The sequence below is a fragment of the Polyangium fumosum genome, assembly GCF_005144585.1.
In the GTDB taxonomy this organism is placed as follows: Bacteria; Myxococcota_A; Polyangia; order Polyangiales; family Polyangiaceae; genus Polyangium; species Polyangium fumosum.
Genome location: NZ_SSMQ01000029.1, coordinates 29,393 through 41,078 on the forward strand (window position 1 = coordinate 29,393; position 11,686 = coordinate 41,078).

General features: G+C 65.2%; 8 protein-coding genes and 1 pseudogene. 3 read left to right on the forward strand and 6 right to left on the reverse strand.

All coding sequences use genetic code 11. The annotated features are described in order from the left end of the window. Positions 1-14: 14 nt before the first annotated feature. From E8A74_RS56060 to E8A74_RS25765, 3 genes and pseudogenes are all read right to left on the reverse strand, one after another. A pseudogene (locus tag E8A74_RS56060) lies at positions 15-1,133 on the reverse strand (recombinase family protein); the annotation flags it as partial. Continuing rightward, on the reverse strand, positions 1,130-1,318 hold the full coding sequence (locus tag E8A74_RS25760) for a hypothetical protein (protein ID WP_136931725.1): 189 nt from the start codon (positions 1,316-1,318) through the stop codon (positions 1,130-1,132). The pseudogene E8A74_RS56060 and the gene E8A74_RS25760, both read right to left, overlap by 4 nt. Further along, positions 1,315-1,947 (reverse strand): hypothetical protein, encoded by a 633-nt coding sequence (locus E8A74_RS25765; RefSeq protein ID WP_136931726.1) that lies wholly within the window; start codon positions 1,945-1,947, stop codon positions 1,315-1,317. Before E8A74_RS25765 ends, E8A74_RS25760 begins: the two co-directional genes overlap by 4 nt. Positions 1,948-2,260: 313 nt before the next feature. Between E8A74_RS25765 and E8A74_RS25770 the strand changes: the two genes are divergently transcribed. Both E8A74_RS25770 and E8A74_RS25775 read left to right on the forward strand, forming a co-directional pair. After that, positions 2,261-2,698, forward strand: coding sequence for a MerR family transcriptional regulator (locus E8A74_RS25770; RefSeq protein ID WP_136931727.1), 438 nt, complete (start codon positions 2,261-2,263; stop codon positions 2,696-2,698). Positions 2,699-2,802: 104 nt separating this feature from the next. Further along, positions 2,803-5,838, forward strand: coding sequence for a DNA primase family protein (locus E8A74_RS25775; protein ID WP_136931728.1), 3,036 nt, complete (start codon positions 2,803-2,805; stop codon positions 5,836-5,838). 898 nt (positions 5,839-6,736) lie between these two features. Here the strand turns inward: E8A74_RS25775 and E8A74_RS25780 are convergent. Next, entirely contained in the window at positions 6,737-7,423 is a 687-nt protein-coding gene (locus tag E8A74_RS25780) for a hypothetical protein (RefSeq protein WP_136931729.1), read from the reverse strand. A gap of 443 nt (positions 7,424-7,866) precedes the next feature. Beyond that, the gene (locus tag E8A74_RS25785) at positions 7,867-8,640 is read right to left on the reverse strand and encodes a hypothetical protein (protein WP_136931730.1); all 774 of its coding nucleotides are present in this window, start codon (positions 8,638-8,640) and stop codon (positions 7,867-7,869) included. A 526-nt stretch (positions 8,641-9,166) separates the two neighbouring features. On the opposite strand from E8A74_RS25785, the gene E8A74_RS56065 reads away from it, so the two are divergent. Then, positions 9,167-10,240 carry a caspase family protein gene (locus E8A74_RS56065; protein WP_420814220.1) on the forward strand — a complete coding sequence of 358 codons (1,074 nt, stop codon included), beginning with the start codon at positions 9,167-9,169 and terminating at the stop codon, positions 10,238-10,240. 451 nt (positions 10,241-10,691) lie between these two features. Here the strand turns inward: E8A74_RS56065 and E8A74_RS25795 are convergent, their stop codons facing one another. Then, on the reverse strand, positions 10,692-11,681 hold the full coding sequence (locus tag E8A74_RS25795; protein WP_136931732.1) for a hypothetical protein: 990 nt from the start codon (positions 11,679-11,681) through the stop codon (positions 10,692-10,694). Between the last annotated feature and the right edge of the window lie 5 nt (positions 11,682-11,686).

Genomic DNA, 11,686 nt, shown 5'->3' on the forward strand with positions numbered 1-11,686 from the left:
TCCCGCAGCCAATCGGTCACGGCGCGGTCGACGGCCTCGACAGGCCGGCGCAGGCCGTTCGAGCAGACGGCCTCGCCCCGATCACGATGCCAGGCGCAGGCGTATACCTTCACGGTCTCGTAGCTGACGCGGCCGTTGTTCGCCTTCATCGGCCCTCCGCACTCGGCGCAGCGCGCGATGCCAGACAGGAAGTACCGCGGGCGTGGCCCGTAGGCCGTCGAGCCCGTCGTGCGTTTCCGGCCTTCGTGCCGCGCCTGCACAGCGGTCCAGATTTCGTCGTCGATGATGCGCAGCTCGGGCACTTCAATCGTCACCCAGTCTTCTTTGGAGCGCGGGACGCGGACTTTGGTGCCGCCCTTGTACGTCTTCTCCGACTTCCCCCAGACGAGCAGGCCCCGGTAGCGCTCCCGCCGGAGCATCTCGCGGATGGACGTGAATGCCCACGAGCCGGTGCCACGTCTCCCAGCCTTCGGCGGCTCGACGCCTCGCGCGTTGAGGTCCTTCGCGAGGGTCCGGAGGCCCTCTCCAGCGGCGTAACGACGGAAGATCTCGCGGACAATCTCCGCTTCCTTCTCGTTGATCCGGTACTCGACCCGCGCGCGTCGATCGCCGTCCTTCACCTCGACGTTGTCGTACCCGAAGACGCGGCCGCCGACGTTGAGACCTTTTCGCGCCTTCGTCATCAGGTGCTCGTGGGTCCGCTGGCTGATCTTTTCCCGCTCGAGCTCGGAGGCGAAGTTCCGGACATTGATCATGAACTTGTCGACGGCACCGTCGATCGTCACCTCCTCGTCCGTGAAGTAATAGAAGAGCCGGACGCCAGCATCGAGCAGGTCCTGGATGAACAGCGAGGTGCGGTTCGTGTCGCCGCCGAGGCGGGATTCGTCGCGCACCACAACTACATCGAACGCGCGGCGTTCGGCGGCGTTGAGCATGGCGATGAGTCCGGGCCGCTTCTTGAACTCAGCGCGGCCGTGATCGGCGTCGACGAAGATGTGCTCCGGGGCGAGCTCGCCGCCCTCGTCGGCGATGTAGCGTGAGCCCTCCCCGGTCTGCACGTCGATCGATGCGGCCTGGTGTTCTTCTTTGCTGCGGCGGGCGTACAGGGCGCAGCGCAGACCAAACAGTTTCACGGTTCCTCCGGCAGTGAGGAGTGCGAGTTACTGACGTTGTAGAACATGTTCTCAGGCGCGAGGGCCCGGCCCTGCGCGAGGTTGTAGCGCGCCATCTCGTGGCGCTGGACCTCGACGGAGGCCGTATGAGGCTCTTCCCTCGAGCTGCGGGCGTAAAAGTCGATGCGGCAGCCGTAGAGCTTCATGACTTCTCCGGAGGGTACTTCAACAGATCGGCCAGCAAAAGGTCCGCGAGCGCGTGGGCAAACGGGCGCAGGTGTGGGGCGAGCGGTTTGTCGGAGACCGCACGTGCCGATCGTGTGGGCCTGGAGGCGTGGGGGGTGGCCGTCGCAGGGGCCGAGGTGATTGCGGCGACGGCGGGGGCTGGGTCTGGTTCTGGTGGTGATGGCTGCGGCGAAGCGGTCGACGCGTTCACGCGCGTCGAGGGGCGGCGCGCCTTGGGCGTACGAGGGCGAGCGCTCGTGGTGGTCTCAGGGCGTGCGTTGCGGGCAGCGTCGTTTCGCGCCTTCATCCGCTCCGCGCGAGCCATTTCGGCGCGCCGCGCCGCCGTTCGGCGCCGGATCGCCGCGAACTGCTCGGGCGTCACACCCACGGTCTGTCGGCTGAGCTTCGCAATGCTGTACTGCCAGAGGAGCGCCGACTTGACCGGGTCGACGTCTTCGGGGTCCTCATCGGGCTCAGCTTCAGCTACGCGGTAGTAGTCGTCGTCGACGAGCCGCCAGACATCCCCCTCGTCGGGCCCGTCGACGAACTCCTCGTGCTCGCCATGCGCGCCGGGCTGGGCTTCCTGCGGCAGAATCTGTTCTTCCATCACCGTCACCTCGGTAAGCGGCAAGGATACTACAAGCTTGTCATCTTGGCCAGGTCACCAGGCGCCCTTCTCCGGGAGTTTGGAATTCCGGGAGCCGAGAGCACGACATCTGTCGTTGATAGTTTGTCCGGGAACGTAATTATTTCAGAAGAACAAGTAGTCGCTTGCGTCACAGAGCACTTGTCGCGCGCGTTCTTCTTTCGGCTTGAAACGAAGGCTTTTGCGTGATCGGTACAAGTCCTTGTTGTGCCATGAAGACCTGCAGAAGGGGGTGGGGTTCCCTTTCTGCGATGCCCCGTGATGGAATACCCACAGCATGGATATTACCTATACGGCAGGCGACGCGGTCCGGGTCTCCGGGTTGCGTTATAAGAAGCTGGACGAGATTCTCCGCAGCGGGCTCCTCAAGCCCAGCGCCGGAGGAGGTCAGGGGCGCGGCTCGCCGCGTCGGTTCACAGCCCGAGATCTGCTCGCGCTGCGGCTCGCGCGGGAGATCTTGAAGGCGGGCATCCGAGTGCGGACGATGGTCGGGGCCTTGCGCTACGTGCAGCGGGGCCACGGGTTCCCCGAGCTTCACGAACTCGTGAATGTGGCCATCTGGACCGATGGGCAAGAAGTCGTCTTGTGCGACAAGACGAAGAAGAAGTCGGCCCCGGGCTCGAGCGAGCGTTGCGTGAGCCATTTCGTGGACCTCGGGCCGGCCGCGGAGCACGTGCGGCGTGGGATCGAGCGGCTTCCCTCGAAGCAGCGGTAGGGCGGCGCGCGAGCCGAAAGGATATTGCGCGCCTGAGCAACAATCTAGGAAAGACAACGGCCCCCACCGCCGGCAAGAGGAGGGAGCCGTCATGAGGTACGAACATGAATTATGTAGCAGAAAAGACGCTGGAGACCAAGGGTCAGCCGGCCCTGCCTGATGCCAGTGCGTCGTCGTGCGAGCAGACTGAGGCCGTGAACGCGACGCCGGGTGAATCAACCGCCGGCAACGAGAACACCTCCGCGCCCACCGCGGAGATGCTGCCGGTCATTGGTAGCAAAGCGCATGGGCATGCCGCCGGGCTCTCTCGGGCCGAGCGGGCTCTCATCCTCAAGCAGTGCGCCGAGCCGTGGGATGGCATCACGAATGCGACGCTCTGGGGCGATGGCAAGTTTGACACCACCGACGGCAAAGCAGCATGGGGCACCTGGCAGAACTTCGCCGGGATGATGTCCGACAATGCCGAGCGGGTGGTCGACAAGGGCGAGGGGCTCTGGTTTACGCCGGCCCTCTCGTCCAACGGTGGCTGCCGTGACGCCGACATTGTGGCGATCACCCAGCTCACGCACGACTGCGATGGGGCCGGAGACTGGCTTGTGCTGCGCGAGGTCCTGGATGCCGCCGGCCTCTCCTACATCGTGCAGCGCTCGTCCAGCCACAAGCCCGAGAAGCCGAAGTGGCACCTGCACATCCCGCTGTCCGAGCCGTGGCAGGGAACCAAGACCGAATGGAGGGCGATCTACCGACACTGCGTGGGCTGGTTCTCCGCGGCGGCCGAGCTCGTCCATGATCTACAAGCCCAACCCATCGGGTACGGCTTCGATCACGCGACCGATCGGCTGGGGCAGCCCTGGTTCCCCGCCGCGCGCAGGACCGAGACCGACCCGGCGCCGGAGACCATTTGCGTGCCCGGCGAGGCCCTCGACCTGAACGCGTTCTTGGAGGCGACTGGCTTCGACCCGGCGCTTGCCGAACAAGAAGCCCTCGCTGCCATGCCTGCCAGGAAGCAGCGGTCCCCGAAAACGGGCGTGTATACCCCTGCGGTCGGCGACGTCGGGCCCGCGGGTGGGCTGCTCAAGCGCGCGTTCCGTCACGCGGGCTGGCTCGGTCCGGAGATGGAAGAAGGCAAGGCGAAGGTGCAGTGCCCGTGGGAGGATCAGCACACGACGGGCAGCCGGTTCGACTCGTCGACCATCTTGTTCTCTGCGAGGCCGGGCGACGAAGTAGGCTGGTTCCACTGCAAGCACTCGCACTGCTGCGACCGTCAACAGCAAGAAGTGCTGGACGCCCTACCTCTCGAGGCTTTGGAGCAGGCGCGGGCCGAGCTTCGGGCGGCGAAGATCTGGCAGCACATGATCCGGACGCCGGAGTTCAATGCCTCGCTGGGTAGCAACAATAACAACCCCGCCCGAGATGTGTCCGCGAATGTCGAGGCTCAAAAGTTTCCGTTGACGGACATGGGCAACGCCGAGCGCTTGTACGCGCTGCGCGGCACGGACATCGGGTACTGCTTCGCGAGCGGCACATGGATGTCGTGGGATGACAAGCGGTGGGCGACGGGCAACTCCGGGGAGGTCGTCGAGTACGCGAAGATGGCGGTGCGCAGCATCTACAAGGAAGCCGGCGACTGCGAGAACTTCGAGGAGCGACATGCGCTCGTTGCGCATGCCAAGCGGAGCGAGAAGGTCGAGCGGGTGATGGCGATCGAGAAGCTGGCCCGGTCCATGGTGCCCGTCTTGCCGGAGATGCTCGACACGGATCCGTGGCTGCTCAATGTCGACAATGGGACGCTCGATCTGCGGACGGGACAACTACGACCGCACCGGCGCGAGGATAGGATCACCAAGCTCACGCCGATCACGTACGACTCCGCGGCAACATGCCCGCTGTGGGAGGCATTCCTCGACTGCATCTTCGACAAGAACAAGAACTTGATCGACTTCGTGCAGCGCCTCTTCGGCTACTCGCTCACCGGCGAGGTCTCCGAGCAGGTGCTCGTTTTCCTCTACGGCACGGGTGCGAACGGGAAGTCGACGTTCTTGCTCATCTTGCAGTCGCTGCTCGGTGAGTACGCCACGCAGGCCGCGCCGGAGCTCTTGTTGACGAAGAAGGGAGAAGCTCATCCGACCGAGGTTGCAGACCTCTTCGGGCGCCGCGTCGCGGTGAGCACCGAGGTCGAGGCGGGGCGCAGTTGGTCGGAGGTGCAGATCAAGCAGCTCACGGGCGGCGATCGAATCAAGGCGCGATTCATGCGCAAAGACTTCTTCGAGTTCCAGCCGACCCACAAGCTCTTCGTCGCCGCGAACCACAAGCCCAAGGTACGAGGGACGGATCATGGGATCTGGAGGCGCATCCGCCTCGTCCCTTTCTGCGTGACCATCCCCGAGCACGCGCGGGACAAGAACCTCGTCAAGAAGCTCCAGGCCGAGCTGCCCGGCATTCTGGCCTGGGCCGTGCGCGGATGCCTCGCGTGGCAGAAGGACGGCCTCGGGGAGCCAGAAGAGGTCAAGGCCGCGACCGAAGCGTACCGCGAGGAGATGGATACCCTGGGCGAGTTCTTCGCCGACTGCTGCATCGTCGGTCCCAAGGTCGAGGCGAAGGCGCAGGACCTTTACGGCGCGTACACGAAGTGGTGCGAGACCAACGGCGAGCGGCCGATGGGACATCGGTTGTTCGGGATGGCGCTGCGAGAGCGGGGGTTCAAGGACCGGAAGTCGGGCGTGAAGTTGTGGGTCGGTGTGGGCCTGGCAGGGGCCCCTGTGTCGCCGATGGTGATGCAGGGTACGGAGTTTGGGTCCAGGGAGGATAGGGATGATGAGGGACGAAGAAACGGTAACGACGCTTTTACAACCTCTCATAAAGCGTTGACCCCCGATCCAGGTCCCAATCCTCCCTTTCGTCCCATCCGGCCTCCCGACCCAGCAGCGCCCCTCCCTGCGAACGACCCCGTGAACCATCCGACCACGGGCTCACCGCCACCTCACCCGCACCCGGTCCAGACTGCCCTAGGCCCCGTCTACGCCCGCCGCCACGCGCACGACGAGCGGCATGCCCAGCAGCGCCAAGCCGAAGAGCGCACAGACGAGGCGCTGGAGTGGCACTTCAGGCAGATGCGCGCGGAGGGCGCCTTCGCACGGTGAGCCCGCTCAAGCCCCTGGGTGAGTAGCCATGCGACACGTGGCCGAGGCTGCGCTCGGCGACGCCGTCGCTTGCCGCCGGCACCGGGACCCCACCGCCGCGATGGAGAAAGCTGGGGGTGGCGTTCAACCCCCCTCCCACTTGCAACCCGCGCCAAAGTGCACTTAACCTCGCGAATCGTAAGACCTTTCAGGTGTAGAAGCCGCCGTGGGACGCTCCCATCTTTGGACTTGTTCTGCCCTCGTCACTATGACTCCATCGGTAACAGGCACACGGACGTTCCGATCCGGCCCGAAGCTCAGGGCCCATCCTGATCGCGAAATGGCTGGATAACCAGGGTTTCGCTCTCCGGGGGCTTGGGATCGACACGGGCCGCGTATGGAGATGGTTCCTCGGAGCGGTTGGCTCTGGAGCCCCGACAGCACCCGCCGTCGTCCTCCTGGCACTCGAAGTGGTTGGGGGCCGCCTGGACCGGGCCGAGGGCCTTGTGGTGCGACGGGCCAAAGGCCCGTCGCAGAGCCAGCGACAGATCGGCGAAAGTCTCAGGTAGATCCACCGCCTAGAAAGTCGCGACGTCGCGACTTTGTCGACGAGCGGCCGAGCAACGCCCGGACCTCGCTGATGAGCCTTGAGAGCGGCGTAGCCTGGGGTCCGTGGTCATCGCCGACGGGCCCTTCTTCGGTAGAACAACCGACATTCGCAATACGAAGCGCCGCCAGTGACCATCTCGACCGACGCATCCTGGTCAGGCCATCGAGGGGAGCGGTTGATCCGGCTTGGCGCCTGGTTCCTGATCTTGCTCGAGGACTTGCAACCGGAGCAGTCGACGAGGGGGGCTGGTTCTTGTGGCCGAACGCGCTGTGGTAGCGCGATGGCGTCGCCGCGGGTGAGCCGGCCAGGCTATGCAGCCGCCTGCCCTCGCAAGAACTCGACGGCATGCTCGTAGGCTTTCTTGAAGGCGATAAAGCTCTCACTCGACCCGCCCTGATCGGGGTGATGAATCTTTGCCCCTCGGCGCCAGGCCGCTTTCACCTCCGCCTCGGTACACGGCCATGTCAGCCCGAGCTCCCGGATGAACCACGGGGTCGGATCGGCTGCTTTCTGCGGGCCCGGAGTTGGGCCACCACCTTCCGGGCGCTCCCGGGGCGGTTCACGTCGTGCCGCTTCAGCCTTTTCTTGCCAGTATCGACGTTCACGCTCCCACGCGGGCCGGAGTCTGTCCTCCACACTCCGTCGGGCCTCATCGACAAGCCGGGCGTGTCGCTGCTGGAGGCTTTCTCCCGGGCGCAAATCTTTGGGAAGGCTCTGCACGCACCACCACAAGGCTTCCTCGGCGAGGGACGGCTGCCGGATCACCTTGGCCACCTCGGCTCGGATCCATTCATACTCGTTGAGGAGGCGCTGCCCGGCAGCGTTGTCGAGGAGCCCAACAACCTCCAAGAAGTCCGGCTCGAAAGCCTGCCACCAAGCGACGCGCGCGATCGGGTCGTGAACGTCCGCGATGCAGCAGGTGCGGATGCCTCGCGAAGGGCGCCACAGGGTGCGGTTCCTGGGCTTGCCGGCATCCCGGTAGGACTGCTTCAGCATCGGCGTCAGGGTCGACCGGCCAGGGCCGGCATGAATGCAATACGGATCGGCATATGACCGAGCCGAAATGGGGGTCGTCTTCCAATGAATAAACATGGGCACCTCGCCTCCGAGGCGGAGCGTTAGCCGTAGTTCCGCGGATGCTCACCGCCGCACGGTCGCTGCACGGTAGTTTCGACCAATTTACAACGAGCCAGTGCAATACACTAGATAAAAAACGCGGGATTGAAGCATAAACGCTGGGGCGTGCGCACCCCGTAGTTCCGGTCCACCCCGCGACCACAGCGGTCCACCGCCCGGTAGTTCCTCGAATCGTCGCGTCGGACTCGCGCGTGGCCCGCGTGCTCATACGTCCGTAGCTATCTCGCGACCGAGCCTCATGCACGGGCTGTACCAAACGCGGAAGTAAAAAAGAGAACGGGCCGAACCCGTTCTCTGCGGCATCACGCCGCGCGCCGCACCCGCCGGGACGGCTTGTGCCACGCCGGGGAGGCCACCGACTTCTTGGGCCTGCCCCTCGTCACCTTCGCCCGGATGCCGCTCTCCGGTGCCGGCTCCTCACTCGCCTTCGCGCGCTTGAGCTGCCTGCGATGGACAGCGTCCGGCATGCCGGCGTGCTCGGCCAGGAACTCGCCGATCTCCTTGACCCTGCGGCAGACGGCGACCCTGCCCATGCCGAGCGCGGTCCCGATCTCGTCGAGGTCGTGCCCGGCGGCGCGCAGCTCGATTAGCTGGCGGTCCCGCGGAGCCAGCGTCTCCAGCCATTCGTTCAAGCTGATGGCGCTGATGATCCGGCCCGTCGGGTTCAGGCTGCGGGGCCGCGCCCTGCCGACATCCGCGTTCGACTCCTGGTTGTCGATCTGCGGGTTGTCCTCGAACTCCGCGACGTACTCGTCGAGGCCCAGGACCTCGACGCGGCGGCGGTTGTAGTTGCGCTGGTCGAAGACGTCCTTGAGCCGCTGGGTCCGATCGCCGGAGGCGAGATGACGGCTCAGGTCGATGGCGCGTAGACGGCAGGCGTGAACGAGCAGGGCGTCGTCGAGGATGGCGCCCACCTCGGCGTGCCGCTTGTAGAGCGCCCAGGTGAAGCCGAGGGCTTCCTGCATCCGCTCCTCGCGGATGTTCTGGTGCAGGAAGCGCGCGACGGGGTTGAAGATGCCGCGCCGGATCTTCTTCTCGAACTCCTGGCGAATGTTCTTCGGAATCGTGGTCGTCACGGGGTCCTCCATGGAGCGCGCACACGGAGGCCCTTGCCCCGTGGCGCGCAGAACGCGCGCCACGCAGGCGCGGAGACGTTTCAACGATGATGAGGAGTTCTCCTCATTGTTCTTATCCCGCGGCGTGACGAATGTTTGCGGAGGACGAACTTATCGGTGGAGCGTCATCACGTTGTGACGAAATCCGCTCGCAATAGAACGGCCCGCGGAGCTAAAAGAACGCAAGTAGCCCGTTTCCGCGTGGGTTCACGCGGCGTGCCGAAACGCGTCGCGGAGACGCGGTCGCACCACGCGGCGTACTCCGCGTACCAGACCTTCCACTCCTGCACGAACTCGATGAACGCGACCTCACCCCGCACGACGCGGGAGAAGAGCGCGTGCTGCTCGAGGATACCCTGCCCCTGAGCGGGCGGCGCTGACGCTCGCGGTACGCTTCCACCTGCCGCCCTTGACAGGCGGACAGGCAGTGCTCATTTGTTCCCTCTCAACCGCGACGACGGGAGGGATCGTGCAGAACAGGGCCTTCATGTATCGCGCCGTCGTGTGCGGCGTAAATAACTCGATTGGGCAGACGCCCCTTTCGTTCGCCGAGTCCGATGCGCAGGCGATTTTTCGTACCTTCACAGGGGCGCTAGGACCAGCCGACGAGGAGAACTCGAAGCTCTTGCTCGGGGCGCGAGCAACGCGCGGGAACGTGCTCCGTGTCCTCCAAGCCTACGCCCAACGCGGCACCGACTACTTGCTCTTCTACTTTTCTGGCCACGGGAGCGAGGACGGCCTGGCGCTTGCTGACGGCATGTTGGAGTATTGGGAACTCCATGCCGCGCTCGCGAACCTGCCGGCGCGCGCGAGGCTCGTCATCCTGGATGCATGCCACTCCGGAGCGTATGGCGGGTTGGTCGAAGTAGGGGGGGTAGGAGACCTTCAGGAATCATGGGCTGAGGTCCTGGCGGCAGCATTGCCTGGCACCCGCGTGCTCTGTGCAGCGAGGTCCGACGAACTCTCGGCAGAAGGCGGGAGCATTCGCATGGGCCACTTCACCTGGGCACTGCTCGAGGCCCTTCATCGAGGCAAGGGTTCGCTTCGCAGCAAAAATCATCGATGGGTTTCTGATTCCGAAGCCTTCTACCTTGCGAGAGCGCATCTCCTTTCACGGTGGCCAAACGATGCTCACCCTGACTGTAGGAACCTGAGCGGCGATTTCCCAATGCTGCTCAGCCACGCGCACGCGCCGATCGGCCGGGGCGCGCTATCTATTCGTCCCCATGCACGTGGCTATGCAGCAGACGTTGAGGTGGTTGCGGCCCGGCGAACGGGGGTCCCAATGCTCCTAAAGTGTCGATTGATCGACGAATCCCGGGTAGAAATCGGCACAGAAACGCGGATAGTTGTTCCAACCACGAACGACGACAGCGGTGTGTTACGATTCCAGTTCCCGCGATCTGCGCTCCCTTATGAGCATAGACAGGCGCTTGACTGGGGGTACCAAGTCCCATTGCACTGGGCTGTCAGCCTTGTGGACCCTTACCATGGTTATGTCCTCGGCAAGGCAACCCGACGCGTGGTGTACCGGAGACAAGACCACGCCCCGCTATTTTAAGCCTGCGGCCGACACCATGGTCACACACCCCTACACGACGCGTTCATCGACGACGCTGAAACGCAAGCACAACTTTCCAGAGTCCAAGCAGACAACCTCTCGGGGAGCTAGCCGTTCCCTCGCACGACAAGTCGTTCGGGAGCGACGTTAGCCAAGCATGGTGGCGCGCCCAGCCCCGTCGGGGTCGCCCCTCGACCCTCGCGGTGTGCGAACGCGATTCCCCACCGTTCGCGGGACGGGCCCGCAGCAGGTGTAGAAGGCGTCGACCCGGCCGCCGAGGCTGAAGACGACCAGCTCGAACCCGGGCAGCAAGGACCAGCGGAACATCAACGGCTCACCCTCAGCTTTTGCCCCCATGTGCCCACCCGCGTGGATCACGCGGCCCTCCGTACACGTAGATGTCGTGAGAACCGGGGTCGTCCACTCGCCAGGCTGGCGTCAGGACGCGCGATCAACTGTGCAATCGCTCGACGTGCTCCCGTAGCGATGCGATCCCCCCGCGCTCGGCCGCGGCGCGGGCGGCCTCGAGCGCCTTGTCCGCCACCTCCTGCAGGCCGACGGCCGCCGCGAGCGACCCAACAGCCATCCACGCCGCCGCCGCCTGGGCGGGGAGCCCAGCACGCTCTGCATGGACCGCGGCCTCCGTGAACCGCCGCCGAGCATCCTCTTGGGCCCCTCTGGCGAGCGCGGCGGCCCCGAGCGCCATCAACACCCCTCCAAGCTCCCGCGCGAGCCCACGCCCGCGGCAAAGCTCGACCGCGTCCTCGTACGCTCCCGTCGCCGCCTGGGGCTCCCCGGTTGCCGATGCCTGCGCCGCGGCGAGGAGCGCGGCGCGGAGAGGCTGCATCGCTGCTTCTGCCGGCAGCGCGTTCATGAATCCGAACAACGAACCCTCGGGGACAATAAACCGCGCCTCGGCGTCGAGGTTCTTCACGGACCGAGACTCATCGAGCACGGCACACCGCACGCCGGGCGGGAAAGGCAGCCGCAGCCATGCCTGTACGGCTGCGAGAAACCCTGGCCCATCAGACACATGTCGGGGCAGGAAACCCACGAGCACGCCGTCGAGATGGGGCGCTAAGAATTCCGCCACACGGGTCACTGCAACGGCAGCACGGTGGGACGCATCTCCGGGCGGCAAGGGCCCGAGGCGGGGCAGCTCGATGCCCTCGGTACCTATGCCCCCGCGGAGCTGCTCGTATTGCGTGGTGATCGTCTGCGTGAGCGCGGTGAAGTAGCGATGTGCGTCCTCGAAGGGCTCGTCGAAGAGAAAGAACGGGCGCCGGTTGTCGGGCGCGTGCTCGAGCAGCCGGAGCGCCTTGATGACCTCCCGGTATCGGTCTGGCTCCGCCACGATCCGAAGGCTCCACACCCGTTCGGCGCATAAGAATTCAGCTATCTCCGAGACGAAACGATGCGCCGCAGCGGATACCGGATCCATGGGTC